The sequence below is a fragment of the Cellulosimicrobium sp. 4261 genome, assembly GCF_040546915.1.
In the GTDB taxonomy this organism is placed as follows: Bacteria; Actinomycetota; Actinomycetes; order Actinomycetales; family Cellulomonadaceae; genus Cellulosimicrobium; species Cellulosimicrobium cinnabarinum.
Genome location: NZ_JBEPOQ010000008.1, coordinates 34,622 through 48,490, shown reverse-complemented (window position 1 = coordinate 48,490; position 13,869 = coordinate 34,622). Strand labels below are relative to the sequence as shown.

Below are 13,869 nucleotides of genomic sequence, written 5' to 3'. Positions count from 1 at the left end.
TCCCCGCGGGACCGGGGCCCGGTCAGGTCTCACCGCCCCGGCCCCACGAGGACGAGCGGAGGACCGATGGACGAGCCCGCAGGGTCGCAGCGCGCGGACGACGACGCGACGACGGACGCCGCTTTCCCGCACCCCCGCGACCTCGTCGAGGTCCGCCCGGGGGTCTGGGTGGCCACCGCGACGATCTGGACGACGACGTCGACGGTCGTGGTCGCGCCCGACGGCGAAGCGCTCGTCGTCGACCCCGCGGTCACGGTCGAGGAGGTCGAGGCGCTGGCCAGGGCCGTGCACGGCCAGGGCTGGCGCGTGACCGCCGGTTTCGCGACGCACCCGCACTGGGACCACGTGCTGTGGTCCCGTTCCCTGGGCGACGTCCCGCGCTACGCCACGGCCCGCGGCACCGACGCGACCCGGTCGCGGGGCGCGGACCTGGTGGCCGCGGCCGACGCCGCCGCACCGGGCCACGACCCGACGCTGGTGGGCGCGCTCACCCCGCTCCCCCGCGGCGCACGACGGCTGCCCTGGCCGACCGGCAGGACGGCCGACGGAGGACCCGCCGCGCAGACCGACGAGCAGCCCCGCGAGCAGACCGGCGCCGTCGTGGTCGAGCACGACGCCCACGCGCCGGGGCACGCGGCGCTCGTCGTGCAGGGTGTGCTGCTCGCCGGCGACATGCTCTCGGACGTGGAGGTGCCGCTCGTCGACACCGGGTCGCGCGACCCGGTGCGCACGTACCGCGGCGCGCTCGACGCGCTCGAGCTCGCGGCGTGCGACGTCGACGCTCTCGTCCCGGGCCACGGGAGCCCGGCGGTCGGTCGGGCCGCCGTCGCCGCGCGCTTCGCGACCGACCGCGCCTACCTCGACGCGCTGGAGCACGCGGTCGCGCACACGGACGCCGTGGTGGCCGACGACCGGCTCACCGGCTACGTCGCGGAGTGGCACGACGAGCAGCTCGCCGCGCTGCGCGCGCGCTGAGGCCGCCTGGGCGGTCGTGCCCGCATCGCGGAGCGGCGGCCCGACGACACGAGGCCTCCTGGACCCGCCGCGCTCCGGGCTCAGTCGTCGAGCCCGAGCTCGACCGACCGGGCGAGCGCCGCGTCGAGGGCCTGCTCGTCGGTGACGAGGCGGTGCAGGTGCCGCGCCGCGACGTGCAGGGCGTCGAGGTCGGGGCCGTAGACGCTCACCATGCCACCCTCGGGGTCGAACCCGACGGCGTCCAGCACGTCCGGCTCGTGGTCGGTCAGCGTGGCCTGAAGCGCGCCGGAGAAGTCGTAGCCCGAACCCTCGACGCCGCGCCTCTCGAGCGCACCCTTGTGGTGGTGCCACTCCGGCCCGCCGGGCGAGTAGATGATGCTCCACCCCGCGGCCAGCGTGACGAGACGGACGGGGTCGAGCGGGACGAAGTCCTCGGCGGTGGTCATGCCGGAACCGTAGCGAGAGCCACCCACGTCAGGCTCCCGGGGTCGGTCAGCCGAGGAAGAGGCCGACGGCGAGGGTCACGACGCCCGCCGCGAGGACGACGGCCCCCGCGGGCAGCAGCGCGACGGCCCGGTTCGGCGTCTCGCGACCGGGGCCGACGGCCGACAGGAAGAAGCCGGCCGGGAGCAGGATCGCCGCGACGAGCACGCCGGTCGCCGCGAGCCACCGCCAGACGCCGACGAGGCCCGTGGCCTCCGTGAGCAGCAGGCACACGAGGCCGAGGATGACGAGCACCCCCGCGTGCGCGTGCCCGGCACGGAAGAACGACGTCTGGAACGCGGTGGCGGGGACCCGCCGCGTGACGACTCTGACGAGGAAGGCCCCGCCGGACTCGATGCCGACGACGGTGAGGAGGACGATGCCGGCGGTGAGCCGGGCGGCGTCGGTGAGCTCGAGCACGGGACCTCCAGGGGGGCGGCGCGAGAGCTCGCGCAGTGGTTTGCAAACACTGTTATAGAACAACGTTCGCACCCACTCGTCAAGAGCCCTAGACTCGGCGCGTGGCACGACCCCGACTGCACGACGACGCCCTGCGCGACCGCCTCCTCGACGTGGCGTCGCGCGCCGTCTCCACGCACGGGGAGGCTGCGGTGACGGTCCGGTCGGTCGCGGCCGAGGCCGGGACGAGCGCGTCGGCGGTGTACGCGCTCTTCGGCAGCCGCGACGAGCTCGTCGCCGCCGTCTCCGCGGAGGGCTTCCGACGCTTCGCCGCACGCCTCGCGACGGTCCCCCGTACCGACGACCCTGCCGCCGACCTCGCCGCCCTCGGTCGCGCGTACCGCGACTTCGCGCTCGCGGACCCGCACTTCTACGCCGTGATGTTCGCGCGCGGCGTCCGCCCCGGGCCCGACCGGCCCGAGGCGGTCGAGGAGCCCACGTTCCGCGTGCTGCGCGACGCCGTCGCGCGCCTCGAGCCCTCCGGCACCCGTGCCGACGACGTCGCGCTCGGCCTGTGGGGGCTCGTGCACGGCCTGGTCTCGCTCGAGCTCGCGGGCCTCGTGCCCGGCGGGGACGACGCCCGGGCGGCGCGCTACAGCGCGACGCTCGCCGCCGTCGGCCCGGGGCTCGTGCGGCGCGGCGCGGCGACGTAGCCCCGGGGAAGCCGGACCCACCGTCCGCCCCCGGCGAGCGCACGCGTGGTCACCGGGCGCCGGCACCCACCGCGGCCCGCTGGCCCGCGGTGATCTCCCGGACGGTGCGCACCCACAGGACGAGCGCGACGACGAGGCCCGCGGTGCCCACCGTCTCCGCGACGGGCAGCAGCGCGAACGTCCCCGCCGCACCGGTCGAGGAGAGCGTGGTCAGCTGGGTGGCGACGTTCGTGGCGACGCTCCACAGCAGCCACCCGGCCCACCACCATCCGAGGCCGCGTCGCGGGACGACGACGGTCGCGGCGCGCACGTCGCGCACGACCTGGTAGGGGAACCAGAACGCGACGACCGGCACGATCCAGCCGAGCCAGACCCACACCCGGCTGCGCGCGTGCCCGCGGCCGGGCGACACCGCCTCGGCCAGCACGCGGCTCTGCCAGAGCCACAGGCACGTCACGACCGCCGCCGCGAGCTGCACGGGAAGGAGCAGCAGGCCGACGGCGTCGTACCCGGTGAGGACCTCGGCGCTCGGGGTGCCGGCGCGCGCGGCGCGCTCGAACTCCTCGGCCGCGCCGAACGACGTGAGCCAGGCCAGCGCCTGCACGGCGGTGACTGCGACCGCGAGCGCGATCGTGGCCGTCGCGAGGCCCCCGGGGACGGGCGGTCGCGGGACGGATCCGTACCCGCCGCCGTACGCGCCGAAGACCGGCGGCATCGGCTGCCCGTGCACGGGCGCGGAGGGCGGCATCTGGCCGGACGCGCCGGAGTGCGGAGGCGCCGCCCGCCCGTACGCGGGGACGGGCGCGGTGCCGTACGCGCCGTACTGCGGTACCGGCCGGCCCGGCGCCGGAGGCTGTCCGGGGACGGGGCCGCCGGACTGTCCGCAGGGAGGGACCCCGGAGGGGTCGTGGTGCGTCAAGGGTGCCTCCTGCGCTGGTCGGGGCGCCAGCATACTGGCGCCCCGACCTGGGCGGAGGCCGGCCCGACGCCGGTCGCGGAGGCTACGCCTCGACGACGACCGGGACGATCATCGGACGACGGCGCAGGCGGTTCGAGACCCACCGGCCGATGACGCGGCGCATGACCTGCTGGAGCTGGTGCGTGTCCGTCGCGCCGCCGGCGATCGCGTCCTCGAGCGCCTGGACGACCTCGGGCTGGATGTCCTGGAACACCTTGTCGTCCTCGGCGAACCCGCGCGCGAGGATCTGCGGCCCCGCGAGGACCTTGCCCGTCGCGGAGTCGACGACGGCGAACACGGAGACGAAGCCCTCCTCGCCGAGGATGCGGCGGTCCTTGAGCTCGGCGTCCGTGATCTCGCCGACGCTCGACCCGTCGACGTACACGTACCCGCACGGCACGGCACCCACGACGGACGCGCGCCCGTCGACGAGGTCGACGACGACGCCGTCCTCGGCGAGCACGACGCGGTCGGCCGGCACGCCCGTGCGGACCGCGAGCGCCCCGTTGGCGACGAGGTGACGGACCTCGCCGTGCACCGGCATGACGTTCTTGGGCTTGAGCACGTTGTAGCAGTAGAGGAGCTCGCCCGCGCTCGCGTGGCCGGACACGTGCACCTTGGCGTTGCCGCCGTGGACGACGCGCGCGCCGAGGCGCGTGAGGCCGTTGATGATGCGGAAGACGGCGTTCTCGTTGCCCGGGATGAGCGACGACGCGAGGATGACCGTGTCGCCGTGACCGACCTGGACCTTGTGGTCGCCGTTCGCCATGCGCGACAGGGCGGCCATCGGCTCGCCCTGCGACCCGGTGCACATGAGCACGATCTCGTCGTCGCGCAGCGAGTCGACCTTCTTGAGGTCGATGAGCACGCCCTCGGGCACGTGGAGGTACCCGAGCTCGGACGCGATCGTCATGTTGCGGACCATCGAGCGCCCGACGAGCGCGACACGGCGGCCGTGATGGTGCGCGGCGTTGAGGACCTGCTGCACGCGGTGCACGTGCGACGAGAACGACGCGACGATGATGCGCTTCTCGGAAGCCGCGAAGACGTTGTCGAGCACCGGGCCGATCTCGACCTCGGGCGTGACGAAGCCGGGGACCTCGGCATTGGTCGAGTCCACCATGAACAGGTCGACGCCCTGCTCGCCGAGGCGCGCGAACGCCCGCAGGTCGGTGATGCGCCCGTCGAGCGGGAGCTGGTCCATCTTGAAGTCGCCCGTGTGCAGCACGGTCCCGGCGCCGGTCGTCACCGCGACCGCGAGCGCGTCGGGGATCGAGTGGTTCACGGCGACGAACTCGCAGCGGAACACGCCGAGCTGCTCGACCTGCCCCTCCTTGACCGCGAGGGTCACGGGAGAGATGCGGTGCTCCTTGAGCTTCGCCTCGACGAACGCGAGCGTGAGCTGCGACCCGACGAGCGGGATGTCGCGGCGCAGCCGCAGCAGGTACGGCACGGCGCCGATGTGGTCCTCGTGGCCGTGGGTGAGGACGATCGCCTCGATGTCGTCCAGCCGGTCCGCGATGTAGTCGAAGTCCGGGAGGATGAGGTCGACGCCGGGCTGGTTGTCCTCGGGGAAGAGGACGCCGCAGTCGATGACGAGCAGGCGCCCGTCGTACTCGAGGACGGCCATGTTGCGGCCGACCTCACCGAGACCGCCGAGGGCGACGATGCGCAGCCCTCCGGCGGGGAGCTCGGGAGGCAGGGAGAGTTCGGGGTGGGGATGGCTCACGGGGCCTCCTGTCGTGGCTGAGCCTGGGGGGTTTCGAGGGCTCCTGCCCTCGCTAGCTCGTGGGTGCGGCAGCGCCTGCCGCGGTGGGCACGCCGGCGAGCACGCCCGCGGCGGCGAGGGCGTCGCGCACGAGCGCGACGTCGTCCTCGGTCGCCGCGACGTTCGGCAGGCGCAGGAAACGGTTGTCGGTGACGCCGAGCAGCTCGACGGCGGCCTTGGCCATGACGGCCTGGAAGCCGGCACCGTTGAGCGCGTCGATGACGGGCGTCGTGGTGAGGAACACCTCGAGCGCGCCCGCCGGGTCGCCGGCGTCGAAGCGGCGCACGACCTCCGCGAACTGCGGCGCGACGGCGTGCGCCGACACGGAGACGATACCCGCAGCGCCGTGCGCGAGGAACGGCAGCAGCAGGCCGTCGTCGCCGCTGTAGAACGCGAGGCCGGTCGAGGCGGCGAGCTTCGCGGCGGCGTACACGTCGCCCGTCGCGTCCTTGCTCGCCACGACGCGCTCGTGCGCCGCGAGGCGCGCGTACGTGTCGGGGGCGACGCGCACGCCGGTGCGGCCGGGCACGTCGTACAGCATGACGGGGAGGTCGGCCGCCTCGGCGATCGCCACGACGTGGCGGTAGACGCCCTCCTGGCTGGGGCGCGAGTAGTACGGGGTGACGACGAGGAGCCCGTCCGCCCCGGCCTCGGCGGCCTGCTCGGCCATGCGCAGCGCGTGGTCGGTGTCGTTGGACCCGGCGCCCGCGAGGACGGCTGCGCGGTCGCCGACCGCCTCGACGACGGCGCGCACGAGGTCCTGCTTCTCGGGGGCGTGGGTCGTGGGCGACTCGCCCGTGGTGCCGCTCAGCACGAGGCCGTCGTTCCCGTCGTCCACCAGGCGCTTCGCGAGCCGGGCTGCCGCCTCGAGGTCGACGGCGCCGGCGGGCGTCATCGGGGTGACCATGGCCGTGAGGACGGCACCGAACGGGCGCGCGGGGGTGGCGGGAAGGACCATGTGCACAAACTACCGTGCGGCGGGTCGTCGTACCGCGCCCGTCCGGCAGCGACCGGGCGGCGTCCGGGGCACAGGCCCGGCGCTCCGTGCCGCTCGCCCGCGTGCGTCCCCGCGACCCCCAGGGCGATACTCGGAGCATGTCCCGCCCCGCCTCGACGTCGAACCTCTCCCCCGCGCTCGTCGCCCACGTGCCCACCGGGCTGCTCGTGGACGGCCACTGGGGTCCTGCCGAGGGCGGGCGGACCTTCGAGGTCGAGGACCCGGCGACCGAGGAGTCGCTGTTCGACGTCGCGGACGCGAGCCCGGCGGACGCGCTGCGCGCGCTCGACGCCGCGCACCGGGCGGCGCCCGCGTGGCGCGCGACGCCCCCGCGGGAGCGGGGCGAGGTGCTGCGCGCCGTCTACGACCGGGTCGTCGCGCGGGCCGACGACGTGGCCGCGCTCATCACGGCCGAGTGCGGCAAGCCGCTCGCGGAGGCGCGCGCCGAGGTGCTCTACGGCGCCGACTTCCTGCGCTGGTACGCGGAGCAGGCGGTGCGCGCCGAGGGGCTCGCGCGGACCGCGCCCGCGGGCGGCAACCGCCAGCTCGTCTTCCGCCGGCCCGTCGGGCCCGCGCTGCTCGTCACGCCCTGGAACTTCCCCATCGCCATGGCCACGCGCAAGATCGGCCCGGCGCTGGCCGCCGGGTGCACGGTCGTCGTCAAGCCCGCGCGGCTCACCCCGCTCACGACGGCGCTCGTGGCCGAGGTGATCCGCTCCGAGCTCGCCGACCGCGGGCTGCCCACGGGCGTCGTCAACGTCGTCCCCTCGTCGCGCGCCGCCGACGTCACCGAGCCGCTCCTCGCGGACGAGCGCCTGCGCAAGCTGTCGTTCACCGGCTCGACGCCCGTCGGGCGCACGCTGCTCGAGAAGGCGTCCGCGCAGGTGCTGCGCACCTCGATGGAGCTCGGCGGCAACGCCCCGTTCCTCGTCTTCGCGGACGCCGACCTCGACGCGGCGGTCGAGGGCGCCGTCGTCGCCAAGCTCCGCAACGCGGGGCAGTCGTGCGTGGCGGCGAACCGCTTCCTCGTGCACGACGCCGTCGCGCGCGAGTTCGCCCAGCGCCTCGCCGCCGCGTTCGCCGACCTGCGGGTCGGGCCGGGCGCCCAGGACGGGACGCAGGTCGGGCCGCTCATCGAGGCGAAGGCCGTCGACAAGGTCGCCGAGCTCGTCGACGCGGCGGCCGACGGCGGGGCCCAGGTGCTCACCGGTGCGGAGCGGCCCCGCTCTCCCGGGTACTTCTACTCCCCCACCGTCCTGTCGGGCGTCGACCCGGACGCACGCGTCGTCACCGAGGAGATCTTCGGTCCGGTGGCGCCCGTCGTCGCGTTCGGCGACGACGACGAGGGCATCGCGCTCGCGAACGCGACCGAGTACGGGCTCGCGGCCTACGCGTACACGACGTCGCTCGACCGGGCGGTGCGCGTCTCCGAGGAGGTCGAGGCCGGGATGATCGGCGTCAACCGCGGCCTCGTCTCCGACGCGAGCGCCCCGTTCGGCGGGCTCAAGCAGTCCGGCCTCGGCCGCGAGGGCGGCGAGGCCGGCCTCGAGGAGTACCTGGAGACGGTCTACGTCGCCCTCTGACGTCGCCCCCTTCTCCCCCTCCCCCCGGTCGCCGCGCACGGCGTCACGGACCGGGATCCGACGATCCCGGTCGCCGTCCCCGTGCTCGACGGGCGGCTGGGCCGTCCTCGTCACCGACGGTGCGGGCGGGCCTGCGGGGCCCTCACGCGGCGTTGGTACCCTGACGCCCCGGTGACGACCGGTGACCGGTGCCGCGCGCGCCGAGCCGTCGTCCCCGTCCGCCGTCACCGACTCCCGGAGAGCCCACGCCCGTGCCCTCGACGCCCGCGTTGACCACCAGCCCGACCGTCCCCTCGCCCAGCGCCCGCGTCACCACCGTCGGGTACATGATCTTCGCGTCGCGCTGGCTCCAGGCGCCGCTCTACTTCGGCCTCATCGTGGCCCAGGTCGTCTACGTGTGGCAGTTCCTCAAGGAGCTGTGGCTGCTCGTCGTGGGCGGCTTCACCGGCCGCGCGACGGACCACGCGACGCACGAGGTGGTCGACTTCGGTGCCGAGGAGATCATGCTCGCGGTGCTCGGGCTCGTGGACGTCGTCATGATCTCCAACCTGCTCATCATGGTCATCGTGGGCGGCTACGAGACCTTCGTCTCGCGCATCCGGCTCGAGGGGCACCCCGACCAGCCCGAGTGGCTGAGCCACGTCAACGCGAACGTGCTCAAGACGAAGCTCGCGATGTCCATCGTCGGGATCTCCTCGATCCACCTGCTGCGCACCTTCATCGACAGCAGCCGGTACACGCCGACACAGCTCATGTGGCAGACGCTCATCCACCTCGCCTTCGTCCTCTCGGCGCTCGCCCTCGCGCTCATCGACCGCATGTCCCTCACCGCGCACCAGCGCGCGGCGAACGCCGCCGCCGCGGGCGAGGGCCCGGCCGACCCGCACGCATGAGCCGGCCCGACGACGTCCCGCGCCCCGGAGCCGACCCCGCGCCCGGTGCTCCGCGCGCGGACGGCGCCGAGGTGCCGGACGTCGTCGTGGTGCCGGACGTCGTCGAGCACGTGGCCGAGCAGGCCGTCGAGGACGAGGTCCGCGCCGCGGTCCGCCAGGCCGTGTCGGTCTCCGTCGCGACGGGCCTGTACGGCATCTCCTTCGGCGCGCTCTCGGTCGTCGCAGGTCTCGACGTGGCGCAGACCATGGCGCTGAGCCTGCTCATGTTCTCGGGCGGCTCGCAGTTCGCGCTCATCGGCGTGGTGGGCGCCGGGGGCGCGCCGGTCGCGGCGATCACCACCGCGGGCTTCCTGGGCGTCCGCAACGCGCTCTACGGCGCGCAGCTCGGCCCGCTGCTCGCGCTGCGCTCGTGGCACAAGGTCGTCGCGGCGCAGTTCACGATCGACGAGTCGACCGCCGTCGCGACCGCGCAACGGTCCCGGCGCGCCGTCCGGGCCGGGTTCTGGTGGACGGGCGTCGGCATCTTCGTCCTCTGGAACGCGATGACGCTCGTCGGGGCGCTCGCGGGCGACGCGCTCGGCGACCCGCGCGCGTGGGGGCTCGACGCCGCCGCCGCGGCCGCGTTCCTCGGCCTCCTGTGGCCTCGTCTCGCGACGCGGGCGATGCAGCTCGCCGCGGCCGCGGCCGTCGTCGTGGCGGCGGTGCTCGTCCCGGTCGCGCCGGGTGGCGTGCCGGTGCTCGCGGCGGCCGCCGTCGCCGTCGTCATCGGTCAGGTCGACGCGCGGCGCCGACGGGCGGCCGACCGTGCGGGGGCCGTGCGCGGTCCCCGCGGAGAGGAGCCCTCATGACCTCGGCCACCGTCTGGGTCGTCGTGCTCACCGCCTCTGCGGTGTGCTTCGCGCTCAAGCTGGCGGGCCACCTCGTGCCCGAGCACTGGCTCGCCGACGAGCGCGTCGCGCGCACCGCCGCGCTCGTGACCGCCGCGCTCCTCGCTGCGCTCGTCACGGTGCAGACCGTCGGCGACGGGCAGGCCCTCGTCGTCGACGCGCGGCTGCCCGCGCTGGGCGTCGCGGCCGTCGCGCTCGCGCTGCGCGCGCCGTTCATCGTCGTCGTGGTCCTCGCCGCGGTCACGGCCGCGGGCCTGCGCGCGCTCGGCTGGGGCTGAGACCGTCCCGGCGCCCGGCCGGGTCTCGTAGGGTGAACCCGTGAGCCTCTTCCGCGAGACCGCCGACGTCTCCGTCCGCCCTGCCGTGCCCGGCGACGACGTCGCGATGACCGCGATCCAGGTCGGGGCGTGGCGCTCCTCGCACGCCGACGTGCTCGGCGACGACGTGCTCGACGCGCTCGACACCGTGCGGATGCGCGAGCAGTGGGCCGCCGCGATCTCCTCCCCGCCCGGCCCCGGCTTCGCGGTGCTCGTCGCGTGCGCGGGGGCCGACGTCGTGGGTTTCGCCGCGGTCGCGCCCGGCCAGGTCCTCGCGCTCGAGGTCGAGCCGCGTCACCAGCGCGGCGGGCACGGGTCGCGTCTGCTGGCGGCGGCCGTCGACCGGCTGCGGCGCGACGGCGCGGACGAGGTCGTCACGTGGGTCCTCGACGGCGACGCCGCGCGCGAGGCCTTCCTCTCGGGGTCGGGGCTCGGCCCCGACGGGCGCACCCGGACGCTCGCGACCGGGCTGCGGGACGTCGTCGAGCGGCGCTGGACCGCCGAGATCTGAGGACCACGGAGCCCCGCGTCACGCAGCCGTGACACCCCCGTGACCCGTTCGTCCCCGTGACCTGCGAGGATCGTCCGCCATGGGCATCCTCACCGACTACTTCGCCGCACCGGACGACGCACGGGCCGCGCTCGCCGCGCAGGCCGGACCGGCCTCCCCCGACCCGCTGACCACGCAGCCGGGCTTCGCGACCGTGGAGCTCAAGGGCATCGACCCGTTCGTGGTCCTCGGCACCCTGACGAGCCTGCTCACCGACCGCCCGTACGCCGAGGTCACCGCGGACGCGCGCCACGGCTCGCTCGTCGCGACCGGCGGGGACGAGGGGCCCTGGGTGGTCTCCGTGACCGACGTGCTCGTGGAGGCGCTCGCCTCCGCGACGCCCGCCGCGCTCGACGAGGCCGCCGTGCGGTGGGCGGGGACGGAGGAGCTCGAGGGGTCGGACCCCACGGACCTCGCCGACGCGCTGCACCGGCTCGCGGCGCTGTGCGTCCGCGCCGACGACGCGGGGCACCGGCTCTACTGCTGGACGAGCCTCTGACGCCCGCGCCCGGGAGCCGTCAGGCCCGACGACGCGCGCGGTAGAGCGCCGCGGCCTTGCGCAGCGCCTCCCGGGCGCGGCGGCGGTCGCGCGCCGCGTCGTACGCGAACGCGAGGTGGTACCACGCCTCCCAGCTCGTGGGGTCGGCGTCGACCGCGTCGCGGTACGGGCCGAAGGCCGCGTCCGCGGCCTCGCGGTCGATCCGGCCGCCCGGCGAGCGCGGCAGGTCGTCGACCGGCAGGCGGCCGCGGCCCGCGAGGTCGTCGGCCATGCGCTGCACGGTGCCGGCGAGCAGGAACTCGCGCCCGACCAGGCCGACGACGAGCAGCGGCAGCACGAGCACGCCGGCCCCGATCGCCATGGCGACGGGCTCGCCCGTGCCGATGAGGGCCGCGGAGCGTCCCGCGACCTGCCACACGTACAGCGCGAGCAGGAGGGTGACGAGGACCGCGCCGACGATCGCCTTCCACGGGCGCCCGGAACGCGACGGCACGCGCGACCCGCCGTCCCCGGGTCCGGGGGCGTCCGGGCCGGCGGGTCCGCCGGGCACGCTCATGCGAGGTCCAGCACGTTCTCGAGGCCGACGGTCAGCCCGGGCCGGCCCACGACCTCGCGGACGGCGAGCAGGACGCCCGGCATGAACGAGACCCGGTCGAACGAGTCCTGCCGGATCACGAGCTGCTCGCCCGCGTTGCCGAAGAGGATCTCCTCGTGCGCGACGAGCCCGCGCAGCCGGACCGCGTGCACGCGCACGCCGTCGACGTCGGCACCGCGCGCCTCCCAGCCCGCCTCGGTCGCGTCCGGGCTCGCCGCGAGACCGGCGTCGGCCCGCGCGGCGGCGATCGCCGCGGCGGTGTGCCGGGCAGTGCCCGACGGTGCGTCGACCTTGTCCGGGTGGTGGAGCTCGATCACCTCGGCCGACTCGAAGTACCGTGCGGCCTTGGCGGCGAACGTCATCGCGAGGACGGCGGAGAGCCCGAAGTTGGGCGCGATGAGCACGCCGAGCCCCGGTGCGCCGGCCGCGGCGGCGCGCCCGAGGTGCGCGACGACGCGCCCGCGGCTCTCCTCCGTCCAGCCCGTGGTCCCGACGACCGCGTGCACGCCCGCGTCGATCAGCGCGTGGACGTTCGCCTCGGTCGCGGACGGGACGGTGAAGTCGACGGCGACGTCCGCGCCGCCGAGCGTCGCGGTGGCGACCTCGTCGCCCGCGTCGAGGCGCGCGACGAGCTCGAGGTCCGCGGCGCCCTCGACGGCGGCGCAGACGGTCGCGCCCATGCGCCCGGCGGCGCCCAGGACGGCGACCCGCAGCGGGCGGCCGGGCTCCCTGCCGGGGGCGGTCGGGGCGGGATCGGGCGCGGGGGTGCTCTGCTCGCTCACGCCCGTCACCCTATCGCCGGAGCACGGGCCGACCGGCGCCTCGTCCACCGCACCGGGCAGTGGGTCTGCCCACAGCACGACGGCGGCCGCCCTCCGCGAGGAGGACGGCCGCCGCGAGACGCCGTGGGAGGCGAGGTGTCAGTCGCCGAACGGACCGACGCGCACCACGGAGCGCGGCCGCGACGCGAGGTCGTCGGCGAGCTTCTGCACGTCGTCGGACGTGACGGAGCGGATCGCGTCGAGCGACTCCTCGACGCTCAGGAGCTCCCCGTAGACGAGCTCGGCCTTGCCGAGCCGGCTCATGCGCGAGCCGGAGTCCTCGAGGCCGAGGACCATGCCGCCCGAGAGCTGGCCGATGCTGCGGTCGAGCTCGGCGCCCGTGATGCCGTCGGCCGCGAGGCGGTCGAGCTCGCTGTGCAGGAGCGCGGTCACCTCGTCCACCTTCGACGGCGCGCACCCGGCGTAGAGGCCGAACGTGCCGATGCCGCCGTGGCCGGACGCGAACGAGTAGGTCGAGTACGCGAGGCCGCGCCGCTCGCGGATCTCCTGGAAGAGGCGCGAGCTCATGCCGCCGCCGAGGACAGCGCTCAGCACGGAGAGCGTGAAGCGGCGGTCGTCCGTCGCGGCCAGGCCGGTGCCGCCGATGACGACGTTCGCCTGCTCGACGGCCCGGTGGACCGACAGCTCGACGCTCGCAGACCCGAGGCCCGCCAGGGCCGGGTCCACGGGGTCGCGGCGTGCCCGGGGCGCGCCCGACGCGTCGAGCGCCCAGCCACCGTCGTGCAGCGCCCGGCCCACCTGGTCGACGAGCGTGTCGTGGTCGACGCCGCCCGCCGCCGCGACGACGAGCGTCTCGGGGCGGTAGTGCCAGCGGTAGTGCTCCCACACGGCGTCCCGGGGCACGGCGTTGATCGTGTCCGGGGTGCCGCCGATCGGCCGACCCAACGGGTGCCCGGCGAGGACCGCCGCGGCGAACTCCTCGTGCACGACGTCCGAGGGGTCGTCGTCGTTCATCGCGAGCTCTTCGAGGATCACGCCGCGCTCGGTCTCGAGCTCGTCGGGGTCCAGGCGCGCGGAGGTCACCATGTCGGTGATGACGTCGACCGCCATGGGGAGGTCGGCGTCGAGCACGCGCGCGTAGTAGCACGTGTGCTCCTTGCCGGTCGCCGCGTTGGCCTCGCCGCCGACGGCGTCGAACGCCTCGGCGATGTCCATCGCGGAGCGGCGGGCCGTGCCCTTGAACAGCAGGTGCTCGAGGAAGTGCGTCGACCCGAAGTGGCCGTCGGTCTCGTCGCGCGAGCCGACGCCGACCCACGCGCCCACCGTCGCCGAGCGCAGGCCCGGCATCGACTCGGTGAGCACGCGGACCCCGCCGGGCAGGACGGAGCGACGGATCGTCGCGCCGTCCTGCCCGGCGGTCAGCTCGGCCCCGGCGTCACCCGCCGGGACGAGCGGAAGGTCCCACGGCAC

General features: G+C 75.5%; 16 protein-coding genes. 8 read left to right on the top strand and 8 right to left on the bottom strand.

Features of this window, described 5'->3' with window-relative positions:
- The first annotated feature begins 66 nt into the window (after positions 1-66).
- Positions 67-975 (top strand): MBL fold metallo-hydrolase, encoded by a 909-nt coding sequence (locus ABIE39_RS11845; protein WP_354051888.1) that lies wholly within the window; start codon positions 67-69, stop codon positions 973-975.
- Between the two features lie 80 nt (positions 976-1,055).
- Here ABIE39_RS11845 and ABIE39_RS11840 read toward each other — a convergent pair whose 3' ends face one another.
- Both ABIE39_RS11840 and ABIE39_RS11835 read right to left on the bottom strand, forming a co-directional pair.
- Positions 1,056-1,421 (bottom strand): Imm51 family immunity protein, encoded by a 366-nt coding sequence (locus ABIE39_RS11840; protein WP_354051886.1) that lies wholly within the window; start codon positions 1,419-1,421, stop codon positions 1,056-1,058.
- Positions 1,422-1,467: 46 nt separating this feature from the next.
- Complete coding sequence (locus tag ABIE39_RS11835) at positions 1,468-1,878, bottom strand: hypothetical protein (protein ID WP_175009577.1); 411 nt, start codon at positions 1,876-1,878, stop codon at positions 1,468-1,470.
- Positions 1,879-1,979: 101 nt separating this feature from the next.
- Between ABIE39_RS11835 and ABIE39_RS11830 the strand changes: the two genes are divergently transcribed.
- Positions 1,980-2,570, top strand: a complete 591-nt coding sequence (locus ABIE39_RS11830; protein WP_354051884.1) for a TetR/AcrR family transcriptional regulator — start codon at positions 1,980-1,982, stop codon at positions 2,568-2,570.
- A gap of 49 nt (positions 2,571-2,619) precedes the next feature.
- On the opposite strand, the gene ABIE39_RS11825 is transcribed toward ABIE39_RS11830, so the two are convergent.
- The 3 genes from ABIE39_RS11825 to dapA form a co-directional block, all read right to left on the bottom strand.
- The gene (locus tag ABIE39_RS11825) at positions 2,620-3,318 is read right to left on the bottom strand and encodes a DUF4328 domain-containing protein (RefSeq protein ID WP_354051883.1); all 699 of its coding nucleotides are present in this window, start codon (positions 3,316-3,318) and stop codon (positions 2,620-2,622) included.
- Positions 3,319-3,571: 253 nt separating this feature from the next.
- Positions 3,572-5,257 carry an RNase J family beta-CASP ribonuclease gene (locus ABIE39_RS11820; RefSeq protein WP_175009580.1) on the bottom strand — a complete coding sequence of 562 codons (1,686 nt, stop codon included), beginning with the start codon at positions 5,255-5,257 and terminating at the stop codon, positions 3,572-3,574.
- Between the two features lie 52 nt (positions 5,258-5,309).
- Positions 5,310-6,254 carry a 4-hydroxy-tetrahydrodipicolinate synthase gene (dapA, locus tag ABIE39_RS11815; protein ID WP_209827612.1) on the bottom strand — a complete coding sequence of 315 codons (945 nt, stop codon included), beginning with the start codon at positions 6,252-6,254 and terminating at the stop codon, positions 5,310-5,312.
- 137 nt (positions 6,255-6,391) lie between these two features.
- On the opposite strand from dapA, the gene ABIE39_RS11810 reads away from it, so the two are divergent.
- The 6 genes from ABIE39_RS11810 to ABIE39_RS11785 all read left to right on the top strand — a co-directional run bounded on the left by ABIE39_RS11810 (position 6,392) and on the right by ABIE39_RS11785 (position 11,022).
- Positions 6,392-7,876 (top strand): NAD-dependent succinate-semialdehyde dehydrogenase, encoded by a 1,485-nt coding sequence (locus ABIE39_RS11810; protein ID WP_074810012.1) that lies wholly within the window; start codon positions 6,392-6,394, stop codon positions 7,874-7,876.
- A 269-nt stretch (positions 7,877-8,145) separates the two neighbouring features.
- Positions 8,146-8,769 carry a TIGR00645 family protein gene (locus ABIE39_RS11805; RefSeq protein ID WP_354051880.1) on the top strand — a complete coding sequence of 208 codons (624 nt, stop codon included), beginning with the start codon at positions 8,146-8,148 and terminating at the stop codon, positions 8,767-8,769.
- Entirely contained in the window at positions 8,766-9,617 is an 852-nt protein-coding gene (locus tag ABIE39_RS11800) for an AzlC family ABC transporter permease (protein WP_354051878.1), read from the top strand. The genes ABIE39_RS11805 and ABIE39_RS11800 overlap by 4 nt, the downstream gene beginning before the upstream one ends.
- Positions 9,614-9,934, top strand: coding sequence for an AzlD domain-containing protein (locus ABIE39_RS11795; protein ID WP_043658086.1), 321 nt, complete (start codon positions 9,614-9,616; stop codon positions 9,932-9,934). Before ABIE39_RS11800 ends, ABIE39_RS11795 begins: the two co-directional genes overlap by 4 nt.
- 40 nt (positions 9,935-9,974) lie before the next feature.
- Positions 9,975-10,484, top strand: a complete 510-nt coding sequence (locus ABIE39_RS11790) for a GNAT family N-acetyltransferase (protein ID WP_034656108.1) — start codon at positions 9,975-9,977, stop codon at positions 10,482-10,484.
- Positions 10,485-10,563: 79 nt separating this feature from the next.
- Positions 10,564-11,022, top strand: coding sequence for a hypothetical protein (locus ABIE39_RS11785; protein WP_354051876.1), 459 nt, complete (start codon positions 10,564-10,566; stop codon positions 11,020-11,022).
- A 19-nt stretch (positions 11,023-11,041) separates the two neighbouring features.
- On the opposite strand, the gene ABIE39_RS11780 is transcribed toward ABIE39_RS11785, so the two are convergent.
- From ABIE39_RS11780 to ABIE39_RS11770, 3 genes are all read right to left on the bottom strand, one after another.
- A complete protein-coding gene (locus tag ABIE39_RS11780) occupies positions 11,042-11,578 on the bottom strand; it encodes a hypothetical protein (RefSeq protein WP_255437328.1) in 537 nt (178 codons plus the stop codon).
- Entirely contained in the window at positions 11,575-12,330 is a 756-nt protein-coding gene (dapB, locus tag ABIE39_RS11775; RefSeq protein WP_255437338.1) for a 4-hydroxy-tetrahydrodipicolinate reductase, read from the bottom strand. The genes ABIE39_RS11780 and dapB overlap by 4 nt, the downstream gene beginning before the upstream one ends.
- 207 nt (positions 12,331-12,537) lie before the next feature.
- Positions 12,538-13,869, bottom strand: coding sequence for a M16 family metallopeptidase (locus ABIE39_RS11770; protein ID WP_354051874.1), 1,332 nt, complete (start codon positions 13,867-13,869; stop codon positions 12,538-12,540).

Coding starts and splice junctions, on each gene's coding strand:
- ABIE39_RS11845 (WP_354051888.1), top strand. CDS start 67: ATGGACGAGCCCGCAGGGTCGCAGCGCGCGGACGACGACGCGACGACG.
- ABIE39_RS11840 (WP_354051886.1), bottom strand. CDS start 1,421: ATGACCACCGCCGAGGACTTCGTCCCGCTCGACCCCGTCCGTCTCGTC.
- ABIE39_RS11825 (WP_354051883.1), bottom strand. CDS start 3,318: ATGCCGCCCTCCGCGCCCGTGCACGGGCAGCCGATGCCGCCGGTCTTC.
- dapA (WP_209827612.1), bottom strand. CDS start 6,254: ATGGTCCTTCCCGCCACCCCCGCGCGCCCGTTCGGTGCCGTCCTCACG.
- ABIE39_RS11810 (WP_074810012.1), top strand. CDS start 6,392: ATGTCCCGCCCCGCCTCGACGTCGAACCTCTCCCCCGCGCTCGTCGCC.
- ABIE39_RS11800 (WP_354051878.1), top strand. CDS start 8,766: ATGAGCCGGCCCGACGACGTCCCGCGCCCCGGAGCCGACCCCGCGCCC.
- ABIE39_RS11795 (WP_043658086.1), top strand. CDS start 9,614: ATGACCTCGGCCACCGTCTGGGTCGTCGTGCTCACCGCCTCTGCGGTG.
- ABIE39_RS11785 (WP_354051876.1), top strand. CDS start 10,564: ATGGGCATCCTCACCGACTACTTCGCCGCACCGGACGACGCACGGGCC.
- ABIE39_RS11780 (WP_255437328.1), bottom strand. CDS start 11,578: ATGAGCGTGCCCGGCGGACCCGCCGGCCCGGACGCCCCCGGACCCGGG.